This window comes from Elusimicrobiaceae bacterium, assembly GCA_017520185.1.
In the GTDB taxonomy this organism is placed as follows: Bacteria; Elusimicrobiota; Elusimicrobia; order Elusimicrobiales; family Elusimicrobiaceae; genus Avelusimicrobium.
Genome location: JAFXGO010000018.1, coordinates 18925 through 37063, shown reverse-complemented (window position 1 = coordinate 37063; position 18139 = coordinate 18925). Strand labels below are relative to the sequence as shown.

19 protein-coding genes, 2 tRNA genes and 1 pseudogene are annotated in these 18139 nt (G+C 41.0%); 11 read left to right on the top strand and 11 right to left on the bottom strand.

The window, feature by feature from the left end:
* Positions 1-63 precede the first annotated feature (63 nt).
* Positions 64-138 (top strand) — tRNA-Glu (locus tag IKL48_02490).
* 348 nt (positions 139-486) lie between these two features.
* On the opposite strand, the gene msrA is transcribed toward IKL48_02490, so the two are convergent.
* Genes msrA through IKL48_02445 form a run of 9 tightly spaced genes read right to left on the bottom strand, consistent with a single transcriptional unit; the run spans position 487 to position 6272 of the window.
* Positions 487-1011 (bottom strand): peptide-methionine (S)-S-oxide reductase MsrA, encoded by a 525-nt coding sequence (msrA, locus tag IKL48_02485; GenBank protein ID MBR3603544.1) that lies wholly within the window; start codon positions 1009-1011, stop codon positions 487-489.
* A 20-nt stretch (positions 1012-1031) separates the two neighbouring features.
* Entirely contained in the window at positions 1032-1556 is a 525-nt protein-coding gene (gene def, locus IKL48_02480) for a peptide deformylase (protein ID MBR3603543.1), read from the bottom strand.
* 11 nt (positions 1557-1567) lie between these two features.
* Positions 1568-2032, bottom strand: coding sequence for a PTS sugar transporter subunit IIA (locus IKL48_02475; GenBank protein ID MBR3603542.1), 465 nt, complete (start codon positions 2030-2032; stop codon positions 1568-1570).
* Between the two features lie 24 nt (positions 2033-2056).
* Positions 2057-3625, bottom strand: a complete 1569-nt coding sequence (locus IKL48_02470) for a tetratricopeptide repeat protein (protein MBR3603541.1) — start codon at positions 3623-3625, stop codon at positions 2057-2059.
* Entirely contained in the window at positions 3622-4053 is a 432-nt protein-coding gene (rimI, locus tag IKL48_02465) for a ribosomal protein S18-alanine N-acetyltransferase (protein MBR3603540.1), read from the bottom strand. The genes IKL48_02470 and rimI overlap by 4 nt, the downstream gene beginning before the upstream one ends.
* Positions 4050-4739, bottom strand: a complete 690-nt coding sequence (gene tsaB, locus IKL48_02460; GenBank protein MBR3603539.1) for a tRNA (adenosine(37)-N6)-threonylcarbamoyltransferase complex dimerization subunit type 1 TsaB — start codon at positions 4737-4739, stop codon at positions 4050-4052. Before tsaB ends, rimI begins: the two co-directional genes overlap by 4 nt.
* Positions 4718-5194: a tRNA (adenosine(37)-N6)-threonylcarbamoyltransferase complex ATPase subunit type 1 TsaE gene (gene tsaE, locus IKL48_02455; GenBank protein ID MBR3603538.1), complete on the bottom strand. Its 477-nt coding sequence runs from the start codon at positions 5192-5194 to the stop codon at positions 4718-4720. The genes tsaB and tsaE overlap by 22 nt, the downstream gene beginning before the upstream one ends.
* The gene (locus tag IKL48_02450) at positions 5194-5649 is read right to left on the bottom strand and encodes a glycogen-binding domain-containing protein (GenBank protein ID MBR3603537.1); all 456 of its coding nucleotides are present in this window, start codon (positions 5647-5649) and stop codon (positions 5194-5196) included. Before IKL48_02450 ends, tsaE begins: the two co-directional genes overlap by 1 nt.
* Positions 5646-6272, bottom strand: a complete 627-nt coding sequence (locus IKL48_02445; protein MBR3603536.1) for a TatD family nuclease-associated radical SAM protein — start codon at positions 6270-6272, stop codon at positions 5646-5648. The genes IKL48_02450 and IKL48_02445 overlap by 4 nt, the downstream gene beginning before the upstream one ends.
* Before the next feature lie 149 nt (positions 6273-6421).
* On the opposite strand from IKL48_02445, the pseudogene IKL48_02440 reads away from it, so the two are divergent.
* From IKL48_02440 to IKL48_02420, 5 genes and pseudogenes are all read left to right on the top strand, one after another.
* A pseudogene (locus IKL48_02440) lies at positions 6422-6562 on the top strand (prepilin-type N-terminal cleavage/methylation domain-containing protein).
* A 563-nt stretch (positions 6563-7125) separates the two neighbouring features.
* Positions 7126-7839 carry a glycosyltransferase family 2 protein gene (locus tag IKL48_02435; GenBank protein ID MBR3603535.1) on the top strand — a complete coding sequence of 238 codons (714 nt, stop codon included), beginning with the start codon at positions 7126-7128 and terminating at the stop codon, positions 7837-7839.
* Between the two features lie 77 nt (positions 7840-7916).
* Positions 7917-9482: a hypothetical protein gene (locus IKL48_02430; protein ID MBR3603534.1), complete on the top strand. Its 1566-nt coding sequence runs from the start codon at positions 7917-7919 to the stop codon at positions 9480-9482.
* Between the two features lie 56 nt (positions 9483-9538).
* Positions 9539-9625 (top strand) — tRNA-Ser (locus IKL48_02425).
* A gap of 401 nt (positions 9626-10026) precedes the next feature.
* Positions 10027-10875 carry an alpha/beta hydrolase gene (locus IKL48_02420; protein ID MBR3603533.1) on the top strand — a complete coding sequence of 283 codons (849 nt, stop codon included), beginning with the start codon at positions 10027-10029 and terminating at the stop codon, positions 10873-10875.
* 175 nt (positions 10876-11050) lie between these two features.
* Here IKL48_02420 and IKL48_02415 read toward each other — a convergent pair whose 3' ends face one another.
* Complete coding sequence (locus IKL48_02415; protein MBR3603532.1) at positions 11051-11629, bottom strand: inorganic diphosphatase; 579 nt, start codon at positions 11627-11629, stop codon at positions 11051-11053.
* Between the two features lie 100 nt (positions 11630-11729).
* On the opposite strand from IKL48_02415, the gene IKL48_02410 reads away from it, so the two are divergent.
* Together IKL48_02410 and IKL48_02405 are read left to right on the top strand one after the other, a co-directional pair.
* Positions 11730-13493: a DUF2207 domain-containing protein gene (locus IKL48_02410; GenBank protein MBR3603531.1), complete on the top strand. Its 1764-nt coding sequence runs from the start codon at positions 11730-11732 to the stop codon at positions 13491-13493.
* 23 nt (positions 13494-13516) lie between these two features.
* Complete coding sequence (locus tag IKL48_02405; protein MBR3603530.1) at positions 13517-14005, top strand: hypothetical protein; 489 nt, start codon at positions 13517-13519, stop codon at positions 14003-14005.
* A gap of 45 nt (positions 14006-14050) precedes the next feature.
* On the opposite strand, the gene IKL48_02400 is transcribed toward IKL48_02405, so the two are convergent.
* Positions 14051-15412 carry a chloride channel protein gene (locus tag IKL48_02400; protein ID MBR3603529.1) on the bottom strand — a complete coding sequence of 454 codons (1362 nt, stop codon included), beginning with the start codon at positions 15410-15412 and terminating at the stop codon, positions 14051-14053.
* 144 nt (positions 15413-15556) lie between these two features.
* Here IKL48_02400 and IKL48_02395 point away from each other — a divergent pair, with 144 nt between their 5' ends.
* The 3 genes from IKL48_02395 (at position 15557) to IKL48_02385 (ending at position 18039) form a co-directional block, all read left to right on the top strand.
* Positions 15557-16150: an NAAT family transporter gene (locus IKL48_02395; protein MBR3603528.1), complete on the top strand. Its 594-nt coding sequence runs from the start codon at positions 15557-15559 to the stop codon at positions 16148-16150.
* 2 nt (positions 16151-16152) lie between these two features.
* Complete coding sequence (locus tag IKL48_02390) at positions 16153-17277, top strand: hypothetical protein (GenBank protein ID MBR3603527.1); 1125 nt, start codon at positions 16153-16155, stop codon at positions 17275-17277.
* Positions 17278-17508: 231 nt separating this feature from the next.
* Positions 17509-18039, top strand: coding sequence for a prepilin-type N-terminal cleavage/methylation domain-containing protein (locus IKL48_02385; GenBank protein MBR3603526.1), 531 nt, complete (start codon positions 17509-17511; stop codon positions 18037-18039).
* Positions 18040-18139: the final 100 nt, after the last annotated feature.

Genomic DNA, 18139 nt, shown 5'->3' with positions numbered 1-18139 from the left:
CATCCGCCTTTTAAGCGGGGGGCCGTGAGTTCAAGTCTCACCGGGCGCATAATTAAAATTTTTGCCCTCTTCGTCTATCGGTTAGGACGTCGGATTTTCAATCCGAAAAGAGGAGTTCGATTCTCCTAGAGGGCGCCATTTAAAACCCGTTTGCCAAAAGCAGACGGGTTTTTTGTTTTTCATAGTAGCGTGATCTCTAGGAAAGAATCGAACTCCTAACCCGCGAGAGAGCGTAAGCGAAAGAGGCGGAATAAAGAGCAAAACCAAAAGCAGTATTGCGCGAAGTCGCGCAAAATGGTTTTGCCGGATTTGCTGGAGGCAAAGACGATAGTCCTAGAGGGCGCCATTTGAAACCCGTTTGCCAAAAGCAGACGGGTTTTTTGTTTGGTTTTTGGAACGCATCTCTATAGAGAATTAATCCAGTAAAGAGACGTGGTTTAGAAAAATTAAAAAAGACTCTTTTATTTTTAAAGAGTCTTTTTCGCATTAAAATTTTTTAATTCTTTGATGGCAGTAAGGTTGTGTGCCTTTTTTTTGATAATATTGCTGATGGTAATCTTCTGCCGGCCAAAAGATCTTTAGCGGTAATAGTTGTGTAGCCACTCGGTATCCTTTATTTTTTAAAATACTTACCAATTTTTCAATAGTTTGTTTTTGTTCTTCATTGCTATAAAAGACGGCAGAATAATACTGTTGTCCGATATCGGGCCCTTGCCCATTGGTCTGAGTAGGGTCATGAATTTCAAAAAACAATTTGGCTAAATCTTCATAAGAGACTATTTGAGGGTCAAAAACAATACGCACCGCTTCAAAATGTCCTGTTTGGCCGGTGCATACGTCTTCATATAAAGGATTAGATAAATCTCCGCCGGTATATCCACATTGCGTAGCCAAAACGCCCTTTACTTCTTTCATCAGGTGTTCTACGCCCCAAAAGCACCCACCGGCAAAAACAGCCGTTTGAGAGAGGGGGGATGGTGAGTTATGTTCTTGCGGTGATATTAAGTTCATGAAAAGTTTTTCCTCTAGTATTATTGCCAGGTAGGGCGAAGTTTTTTCAGTTCTTTTTTAATAGCCGGTTTTAATGTGGGGTCTGCATGGTCTATAAATAAATTTCCGTCTAAGTGGTCCATCTCGTGTTGGAAGGCTTTGGCCAAAAGGCCGCGTGCGCGTACTTTTACTTTTTCACCTTTTTCATTTAAAAATTGAATGGTCACTTCGGTAGCGCGCGGTACTTCCACCCATAAACCAGGCAGGGAAAGGCAGCCTTCTTCTTCTATTACCTCACCCGTTTTCTCTACAAATTCCGGATTAATGATGACAAAACGCTTAAGCGGAGCATCTTTTTTGTCGGATTGTGGGATTAAAATAAGTGCTAAACGCATATCAAGGCCGATTTGATTGGCCGCCAAACCCACTCCATTTACAGAAAGACAGGTTTCTTCCATATCTTTTAACAACTCCGGCAACTGAGGGGCTAATTGCTCAAAATTGACCGGTTTTAGTTTTTTGCGTAGGATAGGGTCTCCGTATTTTACGATTTTGCGTATAGCCATATTATAATCTCTTATTTTTCTATAAATTTATTTGCTGCTTCTTGTGAGGTTTGGCAATGGGCCAAATCTGTTATAAAATCTATTTTAAATGTTTCGGCCAAAGAGGCTAAAAGTTGTAAGTGTTGTTGGAAGAATATCGGCTGTGCCGGAGATAAAAATAAAAACATCGCTTTGATGGATACGGACTTAGCCGGATCTTTAAGACCATGCGGCAAAATAGCCAAAGCGGCTTTAATTTTGGTTAATTCTTCCAAACGGGCATGAGGAATGCTGAGCCCGGTATCTAACGTAGTGGAAAGAGATTCCTCTCTTTTTAAAATCTGCGTAAAGACATCAGTATAATCTAGGGAATTTTCCCCTTGACAAACCAACTGAGTTAGCTGGCTGATGACATCTGTTTTTGAAGTGGCATCCTTCAAAATAAGAATGTTTTCTGAAGGAAGTAAAGCCATTAATTGATTTTTTTTCTCTAACATAATCCAAATTTTATCTTAGCAAATCTAATTTTTATCCTGCAAGGACTGTTTCTTTAACTTTTTTAGCAGTTTTTTGGCAGGTTTTAGAGTGGGAGCAGCCATTTTCAAATATTTTTGAGCTTGATCCCATTGTTTTAACTGATAGTAGGTGGCACCCACGTGATAGGACACTTCCGGATTTTTTTGGATAAACTCCATATCTAGTCCATTCCAGATATCCAAGGCGGCGGTGTAATTTTGCTTTTGATAATACACCCAACCCAAAGAATCGATAAAAGATTTGTCTTTGGGAGAAAGGGACAATGCTTTTGTAATTAATTCTTGGGCTTTGTCTAAGTCAAGATTTCTTTGCGTCAAACTATATCCCCACAAATTATAGGCGGCGGCATTCTCGGGATTTTGCTGTAAAATCAAGAGGATTTCTTGTTCCATTTCATTATATTTTTTCAAGGATTCCAAAGAAAAGGCCAACGCTAATCTGGCGTTTTCATATTGGGGATTGGTAGATAAGATTTTTTTAAATATAGCGGTGGCTTTTTTATGTTGTTCTAGTTGTTGGAGCATCAAAGCATAAAAGTAGGCAATTTCTATATTGTCTGCAAATTTTTGATGAGCGGTTTTTAAGGTTTTTAAAGCGGCTTTTTCATCTTTTAATTGTTCTTGGTAAAAAGATACTTGCAGCCATTTGCCGGCATCTTTTTCATAGTCGGCCGTTTCTTGCAGATAACTGATGGCGGAGGCAAAATCCCCTTCTTCTTCCGCCAACAGAGCCAAAAAGTACCCTGCCGGAATATCCGCATTATACAAAGCCTTTGCTTTTTGAAAATAATGTTTTGCTTTGGCAGTATCATTTACAATAATAAACACAGATCCCATGCGCGAAAACACAGAGGCATCTTCATAGCCTAATTTTTCCACTTGTTCCAACTCACGCAGCATGAGAAAAAATTGAGAAGCCCTTTCATACATTTCGGCCCGCGCCAAATAGGGTTGAGGGTACTCCGGCTTTTCTTGAGTGGATTTGTTGTAATAGTCTAAGGCTTTGGTGAATTGTTTTTTGTGATAGTAGATATTACCGATTTCATAATAGATGACGTGCGTTAAACCAGGATAACTATCCTTGCGTTCTTCTAGTTTTTGGGCCGCTTGGTCAACGTCGATATAACTTAATAGCAACAGATATTGGTATAGGGTGCGTAAATCGTCCGGATTTTTCTCCAAAGATAATTCATAGTATTTCTTGGCTTGGGATATTTCGCCTTTTCTCCATTTGTAAAACGCGTAAATAGACAGGTCCGTTTCATCATTTTCGCCCATGTCAATATAATCTGCATACAAATCGGCCTTTTTCATGTCTTTTTCGGACAAGGCGCACATCATTAAAAGTTGTCGTAAATATTTGCTGGTGGGTGCTAGTTGGAATGCTTTTTGATAGTGGAGACAAGATTGTTTAAAATCTTTATCTTCTAATATAGCGCCTTGCAAAAAATCCAAATACAATTGGGCCTGATTTTGCCCTTGCGGACTTAATTTTAGTGGGGCAGCCTCCAGTAGCGCGACAGATAAAAAAAGTAAAAGAAAGATTTTTCTCATAAATTAAGTCCCATAATAAAAGCATTTTTTCCAGCGCCGTAAAAGTCTTTTCTTTGACCTAAAATTTGCAATCCGGCTTTTTTGTATAAAGAAACGGCCGGTTTATTGTCTTGAGCCACTTCCAATGTCACTTGGTTAACGGCTTGTTCTTTTAAGCGGTCTAAAGCATAACTTAACAGGCTAAACCCGACTCCTTGCCTTGTAAAATTTATCTCTACCGCTACATTTAAAATTTCAGCAAATCCGCCTGCGCTGCGCAATGCCAAAAAACCAATTATTTTATGATTTGAACACGCACAATAAATTTGGGAGCAAGATTGTGCTAACTCTCCTTCAAACCCCTGTCTTTTCCAGCCGGCGGCATTTGGTTGCTGGGCTTCTATCTCTGCCAAATCTGCCGCATGATGCGCTTGGGCCAAGATAATCATTTGCCCAACTCAAACCGTGCCGGTTTTAGGTATAGTGGTTCTAGCGCATTTTTATCGTGTATGGGGTTATGAGCCATTTCTATTAACGTTTGCGGACGTACGCGGCAATCGGCCAACGGAGCCAAACGGTATTTATCACCCAACATCTGTGTCAAAGCAGTGGAGTCTTTATCCACACCTGCGCAATACAAGGGCTCTTTTCTTTCGGCTAACTTAAGCAAAAGATCTTCTTTGCTCAGCCACATAGGGCCTTGCTCCGAGCCGTCAAAAAACTGAAGGAAATATTCCTCTCTAAAGGCATGTAATATCACTGCCAAAATGCCTTCTTCATTATTGTTTTTCCATGTTAAGAAAGAGCGGGACTGCTCTGCTTGCCTGCGGATAATATCAAAAAGAGTGGCACTGCCTACTTCTGCACCGTTTAATTCTTTGAGCATAGAGGCAAAAGTGAGAGAAATACGTATGCCGGTAAAACGGCCCGGTCCGCGTACGAAAAAAACTTTGTTTACATCTGCCAAAGAGGCGTGAGCCTTTGCCAAAACACGTGAGAGAAGCGGGATAAGAAATTGCTCCTGTTTTATATGGGTATGACGGAAAGAATAGGTTTTTTCACCGTCATTTAAGCAAATCATCAATGTCGGGCCGGAACTGTCTAACCCTAGTATTATTTTGCGTTTATCTTGCATAATTCCTCCGCCAGTGTTGTTGAGACCCGTCCAAAAGAACGCATAGTAATGGCTCTTTTGTCATCTGCTTGCAGTACAAAATCCATTTCCAAACGGTCTTTGGGCATCATTTGGGCAATCGGGTCCGGCCATTCAGCCAAGATAATGGCTTTTTCGTCTTCCAACATTTCCTCAAATCCCAGATTAAATACTTCTCCTTCGCAAAGACGGAATAAATCAATATGAAACAAGGTATGTTTTTTGTTGTGGTATTTTTTCATCAGGCTAAAACTAGCACTGGTGGGGGAACTTTTAAGTCCTAAGGATTTAGCAATCCCTTTTACAAATACCGTTTTTCCAGCCCCGATGGGCCCGCGTAAAAAAATGATTTCTCCGCCTTTGAGCATTTGGGCGCAGTGATGAGCCAAAGATAAAGTTTCTTCTGTAGAAGAAGTGTAAATGGTTTTTTCTATCATTATTTTATCGTTTTGATACAGACGGTACGTCCGTTGATGTCTGTACGGTCTAAATTATTAGGGTCTAATACGTCTTTTCCGTCAATATGAAAAACATATTGATACTCCCCTACAGGTAAGGCTAAAGAAATTTCAAAATATCCGCGCGAATAAGGTTTTAAAACAATAGGGTTTTCTCCCCAATTATTAAAATCAGCGTGCAACTCAACCCGTTTGGCGCGCGTATCGGTGATAAAGAAATTTCTAAATCTGATATCTGTATTTAAGGTTTCACCCGGTGTGGCAGCTAAAGTTTTTAAATCATCTTTGTCTAAAGTGGCCGATTGTGCAGCCGTATCAATGGAATCTGCCGTATAAACGTAGAAGTCTTCCGCCACTACAAAAAAGGCAGTCAGTGCCGCACTCAAAAGCAGTAAAAAAAATACAAATAGTTGGCCCGGTTTTTTGCTGCTCATTTTAAGTACTCCCGATCATTAAAATCTGCCCCCAAAGATAAGGCCACCTCTTTCACCGCTTGCGGATCTGCACCGGTGTTTTCCACACAGCTGGCAGCCACTCTGTCAAAACCGGCTTGGGCGCAAGATTGGATAAAATCTTTGACAGAAGCATATCCGTTTTCATATTCAGGCGCCGGACGGAGAAGCTGTTTCCACAGGGTTTCATTTTCTGCGTTTAGACTTATATAGACGATATCCACCGCCGTTTTTAACTCCGGCACAATGTTTCTTCTGTTAATTAAATTACCTAAACCGTTGGTGTTTAAGCGGATTTTAAAAGAAGGATAAGCAGGGTGTTTTTTAAGGGCACGACCAACGCTAAGCACGATGTCTAGGCGCATGGTCGGCTCTCCATATCCGCAGAAAACAATTTCCTGCGCAGGGGCTTGGGCCAATTCTTTCTCAAGTAAATTCAATATTTCCTCAGCAGAAGGCTCTATTCCGGCAAGGTCCAAATTGTGTCCGTCAAAACGCATGGCCCACTTGGTTTTGATGCAAAAAGTGCATAAGTTTGGGCAGCGGTTGGTTAAATTGATATAAATTCCATTTTTAAAACGGTACACAATAGTTCTTTCAGACATAAAACACCTCTTTTATTTATTATAGCATTTCGCTTGGTTATCAAAGCCAGCAGTGAATTGGGGAAAGGAAATTTAATTTGTTGATTTGGGTTCTTTTTTTGATAAATTTTAATTGTCAGGAGAAAGATGACCCAAAAAGGAGGCTGATTATGAAAACTTCATTTAAACGTAATGCCAGAGGTTTTACGCTGATTGAATTGTTGGTGGTAGTATTGATTATCGGTATTTTGTCTGCGGTGGCTTTGCCGCAATATACAAAGGCAGTGGAAAAAAGCCGTTTAGCAGAAGCAAAAACAACACTGAAATCAATGAATTCTGCTTTGCAGATTGCCCATATGGCCGATGATTCCTCTAGTTTTACTTTTGATCAGTTGGATTTGGATTTTCCTGCTGAGTCCGGTGGTGGAAATTCGGGTGTGTTAAATACTAAAAATTTTTCGTTCACCTTGTATGGCGGTTGGTGTCCTGATGGGAAAACCCACTCTACTAGAGCGCATCGATTAAATTCTAACTATGTATACGAAGTTTCGTATTGTCCTGAAACGGGCTTTCAATGCGGAGATAATAAATCCGGAGCCGACTGTAAATTTTTAGGATTTGGCAAAACGGCGGCAAATTGTTTGTCCAGCGGAAGTGTTGGTTCCCTTTGTTATGCAGAATAAATTCTCTGCCAAACTATTTAAAAACACCCTTGAAAAAGGGTGTTTTTTGTTAAAAATCCATCTGTTGGACAAAGCAATAATTGTTTGACAGAAAAATGAAGTCCTTTTACTTGATTTTGCCCTTTTTCTCTGATATACTAAGAGCAAGTATTTAAATTTATCCTAAATCCCGTCGAATGGGAGGGACTTTTATGAAAGAAACTCAAAAAGTAGATCTCAGTGTTGTTTTGCCTTGTTTAAATGAAGAAAAGTCTATCGTTTCTTGTATTGAAGAAATCAAAGAAATCTGTGATAAGGCGGGATTGAATTATGAAATTGTGGTGGCCGATAACGGCTCTACCGATAAAAGTGCAGAACTGGCCGAAAAAGCCGGCGCGCGTGTGGCCCATATTGAAAAAAGAGGCTATGGCTCTGCCGTAAACGGCGGTATTTTGGCAGCACGAGGCGAGATTGTGGTGTTTGCCGATTCAGACTGCTCTTATCCCTTTTCCAAAATTCCTCAACTTATCCAACCGGTGCAAGCAGGACAAGCAGATATGGTGCTGGGCAACCGTTTAGACGGATTTATTGAAGAAGGGGCCATGCCCTTTTTGAACCGTTATTTCGGCACACCGGCTCTTTCTTTTATGATACGTCTGCTCTATCCTATTAAAGTGTATGATTGCAATGGCGGTATGCGTGCTTTGCGTAAGAGTGAATATCCCCGTTTAAAACTTCGTCAACCGGGAATGGAGTATGCCAGCGAAATGCTGATTCGCGCCGGACAAGTGGGACTAAAATATATGGAGATCCCCATTGGCTTGCGTTGTGCCCATGCCGCGCACGTGCCTCATTTGCGCCGTTGGAGAGACGGCTGGAGGCATTTAAAAGCCATTGTTTTGGGGAAGTTTAAAAAATACGAATGATGACTGCTTTTTTAAATCGCTTACCTTTACGCGTTAAAGACACATTATTTTTGTTGTTTTTTACAATTTGCTGTGCAATGTATAGTTTGTGGGCCGGTCAAGACGTAAATTGGGACATTTTAAACTATCATTTGTATATCCCTTATGCTTTTTTGAACGGACGATTTTTAACAGACGTGATGCCGGCCGGCATTCATACGTTTTTAAATCCCCTGTTAGATGTGCCGTATTATTGGATGGTATTGTATTTAAACAACTATCCAAAACTTATTGCATTTCTGCAAGGCTGCTGGGGAGGAGTTTTAATTTGGATCGTTTATAAAACCTGTTTGCTCTTTTTGCAGGAAAAAGAGGGTAAAATGCAGGCCGGTTTGGCTGCGGTGATAGGGCTGACGGGCAGCATGACCCTTTCGCAAATAGGGTTGGCAACGAATGAAATCCCGATGGCGATTTTGCTGGTGAGTTCATTTTATTTGTTGATGAAGTTTTTCTTTTCCTCATCTTCTCGCTCCTTTGTTTTATTGTTTTGTTCTGCTTTTATTGCCGGAGCTGCCGGCGGGCTAAAATATACGGGTTTTCCTTTCGTGATTGCTTTGACGGCGGTGTTTTTTGTCAATTTATATTGGACGGAAAAACGCTGGAAATCTTTTTTGATTTTTGCCGGAGCCGGTATTTTGGGCTTTTTGGTGACGGACGGCTATTTCCTGTGGCGTTTGTGGAGTGAATACCAAAATCCTGTTTTCCCTTTCTATAATGAGATTTTTCATTCTCCTTATTTTGAAAATATTAATTTTGCCGATGAACGCTTTTTCCCACGCAATATGGCGCAGTGGTTGTTTTACCCGTTTTATTGGATTTTTGAAAGCCGATGGATTGTGAGCGAAATAGAAATGTCAGACGGACGTATGGCACTGGGTTATATAGCCTTTTTTGTTTTGCTGTTTGCCCTGTCTTTTAAAAGAATTCCGCTTCGCTACAATAGACGGAAAATTCTCTCTTTATTGGTGTATCTGGGAGTGGGGTATTTGGTCTGGTTGCCTACATTTTCCATTTTACGATATGTTGTGACAATAGAAGTTTTGTGTGGTATTTTAATCATAGCGGCTATACGCAACTTTGCTCAATATCGTGTGGCAGCTTTGATGGGGACGTTGATTGCTTTGAACCTTTGGTACACAACCCAAGCCCCTAATTGGGGCAGAGACGCTTTTTCTGAAAAGGCAGTGTTTATAGAACCTTTACCGAAAGTGGAAGATAATGCAATGGTGGTGTATTTTGGGCAACCGATGTCTTTTATGTCTATGTTCTTTCCTAAAGACTGTCGTTTTGTGGGGGGGATTATTTTCCCTGTAGATAAGTACCCTGCGGAAAATCAAAAGAAGGCCAAACAACGTAATTCTCTGCCCCCGATGTACTATAAATACCGAATGAACGATAAAATCAAACAGGCCATATCTGCTCATCAAGGGCCGATTTATGTTATGGCCGTTCCATGGGAGATGATGCTTTCCCCTATTACATTGGCCCCGTATGGTCTGCAGGCTGACAAAGAAGAATGTACTGCTTTTAATGCCAATATTAATTTATACTCAGCAGGTTGGAAATTGTGTAAAGTCGGTAAACTCAAATCTTCCGCAGAATAAGAGTTTTAATTGTCTGTTGGCAAAAAGATGTTTTAAAATAGTAAAATAGAAGTAATGGAAAGGTGGCCGAGTGGTTTAAGGCGTCAGTCTTGAAAACTGATGTAGGGGCAACTCTACCGAGGGTTCGAATCCCTCCCTTTCCGTATAATTTAAATAGTCCCCTTGTGGGACTTTTTAATTATATTAAGGTATGGAGCAACGCAAACTGCTTTGCGTTGCGTAGGGTTTCGAAAGGCGGAGCATTGTATGAGTTTTGCTGAAGGCAAAGGCGAATACCGCGAGCCCGGCCTGCAGGAAAATTTCGTCAGAAATTTTACCGGAAGGAGAATCCCTCCCTTTCCGTATTTTAGTTTTGAGTTTATAGCATAAATCCCCGTTAGAATTAACTTCCGACGGGGATTTTAAATACAGTACTTGGGGTATAGGATTTCTGGCGAGTTTTTTTGTACAAAAATTATCTCAAATAATAATTTAATTGATATGCTGAAATAATAATTGCAGAGTATCATTTATTTCTATAAGTATGTTTTGCTATGATATATATATGATCATAACCATTTTCTTTATTGTAGCCATTTTGCTACTTGTAATATATTGGACCGCCAGAATTTCTAAGGGTTATAAAACAGAAATTCGTTATACCCCCCAAGACTACCAATTGAAATCTCAAACCGTTTCTTTGACCACTTCAGATCATGTTAACTTGGAAAGTTGGTTTATTAAAGCTTCCAACAGCAATAAAACAATCATTTTGGTGCATGGCTTTGGTATGAATAAAGGTGAGGTCTTAAAACGCACTTATTTTTTGGCTAAATATTACAATTTGTTTTACTTGGATTGTCGCGGAGCCGGAGAAAGCACCGGACGTAGCGAAGTGGGATTACAAGAAAGCAAAGATATTCAAGCCGCCGTTGAATATCTCCAAAAAACACATCCGGATTTATCTCAAGAAATTGCACTATACGGTATTAGCATGGGATCTGCGGCGGTTTCGCACTATACGGCCACCTATGGCGGTATTAAATGCTTGGTGTTAGAATCTTCTTATTTTTCTTTCAAAAATGTAGCCAAACGCTGGATGTGGAAACACGCCAAAGTGCCATATTTTCCGGTGGTTTCTTCTATGATTTCTTGGAAAGAACACCAATTGGGACAAAAGGTAGAAAGTTTTGCTTTGCAACAAACTGCCTCTAAAATTACTTGTCCCGTTCTGCTGATACAGGGGGGGAAGGACAAGCTGACCCCCGTTTCAAAAGCCCAGAAAACATATAATTTGCTTACCGGTCCCAAAGAACTATGGGTAGTTCCACAAGCCGGCCATTTGTCTTGTTATAAAATAGACGAAGCGGCTTACATGGATAAAATAACCCATTTTTTTCAGAAGTATTTCTAACAGTTTTGGGAACCTATTGCCTTGTTTAATACTTGTATTGCCTGCGTATATAAAAGAGCACATAAGAAGGATTGTTTGACTTGTTGGTGATGCAGAGGGCAGGTTCTTTTGAATATCAAAAATAGTTTTACAAGATAATAAAAACCCCCGATGTTTGGTCGGGGGTTTAAAATTTTTATTGTCCGCAGTAATGAGAAAAATTGCTGTACTTTACGAATTTTTCTTCATAGGCTACGAATGCTTCCTGTAAGATTTTGATAGCGGTTTCTTTGTCAAAAATTTTCTCTACTACTACGCTTTTGTTTTCCAATTTTTTATAATCCTCAAAGAAACTCATAATTTCTACCAACAAATGCTCCGGCAGTTCTTCAATTCCCTTATAATGGCTGACGTTGGGGTCACCTTGCGCAACGGCGATAATTTTGTCGTCTGCTTCACCATTGTCTAACATGCGCATTACGCCAATGATACGCGCAGGTACGATACACATGGGCACCATTTCAGTTTGGGAAAGAATCAAAATATCCAAAGGATCTTTGTCTTCACCGTAAGTGCGCGGAATAAAACCATAATTGGCCGGATAATAAACAGAAGAATAAAGCACGCGGTCTAAACGTAAAAGACCGCTTTCTTTATCTAATTCATATTTGGCGCGCGTGCCTTTGGGGATTTCAATAATACCGTTAACAATGCTGGGCAAAGTTTCTTTATTGCCGGGTGAAACGTGATGCCATGGGTTAAAATTTGTATACATTATTACCTCGTGCAAAAATAATATGTACCACTATTATAGTAAATCTTTGCCGGAGAATCTTTTTTTTATACAGAGGAATTAAACTTGCTATAATGAACTTATGAAAAAAATTATTTTATTCCTTCTTTTGTTATTGCTTTCTTCGGGGTTGTTCGCTCAAGAGAGAATTGTTTTTATGAAGTCGCAGGCGCATGTGCGCTTGGACGGAAGTGTTGATATTATAGAAGAAATCGTCATTAATGCCGAGCACCAAAAAATTCGTCGCGGTTTGTATAGGGATATTCCTTTGAAAAGAGGGGAAGGTATAGAGGTGCAAGGGTTGGAAATGGATTGGAAGAAACATCCATATTTTAAAGAACATATTCCCAATGGTCTTCGCATTAATTTTGGAAATGATAACCTTATTGAAAAAGGCCAGCATTTGTATCGTTTTTCTTACAAGATAAAAGGCATGATAAAGCCTTTTGGGAAATACGATGAATTGTATTGGAATGCCACCGGTAATGATTGGGATTTTAGCATAGACCAGGCTGTGGCGGAAGTGTTTTTGCCACAAGGAGTCAAAGCACTTGAGGATAAGATTTCCGTTTATACCGGTATTTACGGTTCTAAAGAAAGTGATGTCAAAAGAGGGGGCCTTTGGTTCTGGAGGAATAAACCTTTGCAACCTCATCAAGGTATGACGTTGGCCATTCCGTTTGAAAAGGGGCATGTCCAATTTTCTCGATGGCAACAATTTATTTCTTTTTGTTATAACCATTCTGTTTTGCTGCTATTTTTGGTCTTGATGCTTATGGGAACATACGGCTATTTAGTCTGGATCTATGTGGGCAAAGACCCCGCTGCTCGGATTGTTCGCCGTTTTGATCCTCCAGCAGGTGTGTCTGCGGCATTTGTCCAATATTTAAGCAAGATGGAGTATGATATAAATACGTTTTCTACAACGTTGATATCTTTGATCATGAAAGGTGCGTTAACTGCCCGGCAGGATAGCAATCGAGATTTGACACTTATCAAAAATGCCTTTTCTCTTGAACAATTAAGTGCAGAAGAACAAGTGGTTTATGAGGGGTTGCCTTCGCAAAAGACCATTACGGGTAAGTATGACCCAGAAATTTTGTCCTTGTCTAAAAGTTTGAAGAAAAACTTAAAAGAGCAAACCGGCAAAGAATATTTTTCTAAAAATCAATTGTGGGTGTGGCCTCTTTATCTGATATCCTTTTTATATTTTGGATGGTGGTTATTCTTATATCAAATGGATCCTCAAGTCTTTGGGGCAATGATTTTGTTTGCTATATTATTATGCTCAATTGGTAATATGTTTTTAAAAATGAAATCCTTGTTGTCGAAATTTATTCTCATTATAAATATCCTTGTCATTTTAATCTTTTTTTATACGGTAATCGGAAATAAAGAATTGTTGTTTGTCGCCTTTCTGCTGATGGCTGTGTCTGTCTTTTTTACCCATATTATGAAAGCCTATACCCAAAAGGGGCGCGCCATTATGAATGAAGTGGAGGGTTTTAAAGAGTATTTGACCATTGGGGAGAAAGGACGTGTGAAAGTGTCAGACCCAACCGATAGTCGAAAAATCTTTTGCGATTACTTGCCATATGCAGTAGCATTGGAAGTAGAAAATAAATGGGTGGAGTCTTTTGAGCAGATATTATCCGAAGCGGAAATGAAAGAAACCCTCCAATCACGCGGTTTTGTATCAACTGTTTCTATAACTTCTGCGCTTTCTTGCATGTCATCTTCCGTCAGCAGTTCCTGCACTCATCCGCGTTCTTCCGGCGGTAGCGGTAGTGGTGGCGGCGGTTGCAGTGGTGGTGGCAGCGGTGGCGGTGGCGGCGGCGGCCGGTAGTTTTGATTATGTAGGAGAATCGTATGGCACACATTCGTAATGGGAAAAAAGGACTTGAATTAGACATGACTCCTATTTCTCGTTGGTTTGATGAGGGGGAGCAGGAGCCTTGTTTGGAATATGAAATAGGGCTGTATTATAATGATATTCCCCTGTTTTCTGATGAGTTTGCAGAAAAGATAGTGGCTTTGAAAGGGGCGCAAGATGCTCACTTGTCCACTTTTATTTTAAACGTCTTGGCCAATGGGGAAGCGGATAATTGGATTATGCTGGAGCCGAAAGTTTCTATTTTTATGGCCCCTAAGTCCGTAATGGGATGTGCTTGCAGAGGGGAGCTTCCCTCTCAGACACCTTTTTTTATGGAAGTCAAAATCGACCAAAATATCTTGGCTGATAAGCCGTATGCGCAATATTCTGATACGGGGCTTTGCTTAAGGTTGGAGGCTACCCGTGAAGCGTGGGGGGATTTTGCCCGTCAACTAGAAGCCGAAGAAACAGACTTTGAAGATTAATAGTAAAACAAACCTAATATAAAGCCGCTTTTTTTAAAGCGGCTTTTATTTTTCATCATCAAATCCTTTCGGGTCCGGAATTAAGTGTTTGGACATTTGTTTTAACGTTTTTAACACCATTCCTTTGCGTGCGGCTCTTTTGGCTTTTTGCGGGTTGGAATAGTCTAGTTTGGAAATAGCAGTTTCTCTTTTTTTGTCCAAAGAGACACGTTGACTGCCGTATACACTTTGGCGTCCGCTTAAAAGGAAACTGATTACACAGGTGACGGCGGCGTACGGGGCAATTTCCGCACCGAAAAGTTCAATAGCCATAATGCTGGCTGAAAGCGGTGTATTGGCGGTGCCGGCCAAAACAGCTACCAAACCCAAAGCCGCCATCGTAGCGGTGTCTATACCCAAAAATCCTGCAATGGTAGCCCCTGCTTGTGCCCCCACAAAGAAAATCGGCGTCACGATACCGCCCACACCGCCTGCGGCAAAAGTGACGGCGGTAGTAAAAGATTTGATTAAAAAGCCGAACGGGTTTTCCAGTGCTGCGCCTGCCAATACTTTTTCAAAGCCGTCCAAACCCAAACCTAAATAGAGGGGAGAAATCCACAACCCGATAATTACCAAAATTACTCCCCCGATAAAACTGCGCCAAAAAGGGGAGGTGCGCAAGGCGATGAAGCGGAAGATAATTTTGACAAACTTTTGAATTTCGGTAAATAAGATAGAGATAAACCCAAAAAACAATCCGGCCACGACTACTTTTAAAAAGAATTTTTCGGCAAAGACGGGGGCAAAATTCATGGGGTGATAAAGGTAATCTACTCCTAAGTAGGTTGTCACTTGGAACGCGGTAATTCCGGCAATAAATGCAGGGAACATCACTTCATAAAAAATATGCCCCACCCACAAAACTTCCAACCCGAATAAAGCACCTGATATCGGCACTCCAAACACACCGGCAAAACCGGCACTGACACCGCAAATCATCATTTTGCGTTGGTCTGCCAAATTCATGCGGAAGAACCGCGCAAACAAAGAGGCCACCCCTGCTCCGGCATCGGCGCAAGGGGCTTCTTTACCGGCGGAACCGCCGATTGTCATGGTAAAAATGGAAAGTACCAAAGATTTAACGGCAGAAATAATATCCACCGGACGGTAAGAATTGATTTTTTCAATCACCGCATCAGTGGAATGGTCTTGAGATTTGGGGGCTGCTTTGTGCGCCAGCAACCACACGATATATAAAGAAAAGGGCAAGCTGAAGTAAAAAAAGAAATATTGGTTTCTCCAAGCGATGGCTTTGTCTAAGGCTTTTAAAAAGGCCGCATCCACCACGCCCACTGCCGCACCGATAAACGTGGCCAGAAAAAACCATTTCACAATATTTAAAAAACTGTTTTCATTACTTTTAAACATATAAATATTTTACTAAATAGCCTTTGCTTTGCACTTGTTTTTTTGTATTACAAAGCGGTGTTTTTGCCGCCCTTTTTTATAAATGCTATACTATATACAAGGCGGTCTGTTTTGTAAACTGCCATTGTTTAAAAAGGAGTTTTTATGGACTTTCTGATTTCTTCCGTCATCACTTTGTGTTTAATCATGGACCCGTTTGGGAACATTCCTTTGTTTAGTTCTGCCCTTAGAAAAGTGGCTCCGGAGCGCCGCACCATTGTATTAGTGCGTGAAATGGTGATAGCGTTGGCCTTGATGATTGGCTTTTTGTTTTTGGGTAAATGGTTCTTGCGTGCCTTTGGCATACAGCAGTTTTCCATGAACATTGCCGGCGGCATTATTTTATTTATCATTTCTATCAAATTGGTGTTTGGCGGAGATGACAACTCCAAGTCTGACCCGAAGGAAGAAGAGCCGTTTATCGTGCCGTTGGCTATTCCGTTGGTGGCCGGTCCTGCGGCTTTGTCTATTGTGATGATTATGTCTGCCCAGCAACCTAACAAGTGGCTGACGGTGGCGGCGGTAGTTATTGCCTCTGCTATCAACTTGGCGGTACTGATGCTTTCTTTCCCGATTAGCAACCTGTTGGGTAAGCGCGGTTTGATTGCTATTGAGCGGTTGATGGGTATGATGTTGGTGTTGATGTCTGTAAATATGATTATGAGCGGTATTGCCGAGTTTATGAAAGGGGGGCTGTAAGCATGAAGAAGTGGTTGTTTGCTTGCGCGCTTTTTTTGGCTTTACCGTTGTGCGCGGCTGAAAAGGTGGACTTTGCTGTTTTTGTCAGCCCCACGTGTATCCATTGTAAGCATTTTGAAAATGAATATTTGCCCGTCTTGCAGGAAAAGTATAAAGAAGAAGTAAACTTCCTGATCTACGATATTTCCAAAGACAACAATAATCTGCTTTTGCGTGATACGGCCAAAGCCTATGGCAAAGAGGCCGCCTTTCCCACCGCCATTGTGGGCGATACGTATATGATGGGCTATCCGCACGAGATTAAAACCTATGCCGAAAGTGCCATTGAAAAGGCCAAAATGCTTTCTTTAGAAACCAAACTGGCCACCCATACCGAAGACACGCAAACTGCCTTTTCCAAAATTACTTTTTGGGCCATTATCGGAGCTGGCTTGGTGGACGGGATTAACCCTTGCGCCTTTGCGGTGATTGTGTTTTTTATCTCTTTCTTAACCGTATATAAATATACCCGTCGTGAAATTTTGGTAGTGGGCAGTGCGTATTGTGCGGCGGTATTTGTTGCGTATGTGTTAATCGGGTTGGGGCTTTTCCAATTTTTATATGCCATGAGAGGCTTTTATTGGGTGATTAAAGCCTTCTATTGTATTTCTGCCTTGTTATGTTTGGTGTTTTTTGTGCTAAGTTTGTACGATTTTGTGATTTATCAAAAAACCAAAAAATCCGAAAAGATGCTTTTGCAACTTTCGCAAAACCAAAAAGTGCGCATTCATAAAATTATGGGCTTTTTCTTGCGTGAAAAGAAAGACAGCCTGTGGCGGCTGATGTTTGCCGCATTGGCGGTGGGTTTTGTGGTGTCTTTGTTGGAGGCGGTGTGTACGGGGCAAGTGTATGTGCCTACGGTGGTGCTGATTATGCAGGACCCTGCCTTCCGCGTAAAAGCGATTGCGTATTTATTGATTTATAACTTTATGTTTGTCGTGCCGCTTATTGCCGTATTTGTGCTGGCATTGGCAGGGTGTGAGTCCAAAGGCTTCAATGAGTTTTTAAAGAAACACTTGGGCCTGACCAAAATACTTTTGTGCTTGGTGTTTTTGGGGTTATTCCTGCTGTTGGCAAGCAATATTTAATACAAAAATCCGCGTTTAAAGACGCGGATTTTTAGTGCGTAAAGTAGAGCAGAGAAATAATTAAATTTTGAAAAAGACAAAGAAAGAAAAATCTTTTTATTTTCATTTTCTCGTCGATAAATACAAAAAAATTAAAAAGACTTGATTTTTTAACGGCTTAATGTTAAACTAGATTTGTAGCCCTTTAGGCTATGAAATTAAAATTCAAAAAGTAAAACTGTAGGAGGTTTTATGAATAAGAAGGGTTTTACCCTGGTTGAATTATTGGTGGTCGTATTGATCATCGGTATCTTGGCCGCTATGGCCATGCCGGCTTACTTCAAGTCGGTTGAACGCTCTCGCATCGCGGAAGCTGACACCTTGATGGGTTCTGTAGCTCAAGCTCAACAACGCCGCTACATGAAAAACAACAGCTATGCCAAAATGTTCTCCGGCTTAGACGTGTCCCCCACCAACATTGCTACCGGTGTGTTCTGCACGAAAGGTGGCACAGCTGCTGGCAAAACTGCCAAAACTGATTGTACGACTAACGGCTTTGCTATCATATTGGACCAAGCCAATACCGGAAGTGACAAATTTGCTGACGGTACTGTGACCGCTGCTCGCGTAGGCAGCAGCCAATATACCTACACCTTGTCTCGTCCGTATCAATCTACGACCGTGACCTGCACCGTAGGTGCTCAAGCTGAAAGTGATGCTGCTATCTGCGCCGAATACTGCGGTGTGGACTCTGTGGATGGATCCTGCACCATCACCCACTAATTCCTAATTTGTAGGATTTTACCCCGCCCCAAAGGCGGGGTATTTTTTTTGCTTAGTTTATGCTAAAATGAAACTAGGGAATTGATCCCTGTTTTTATTT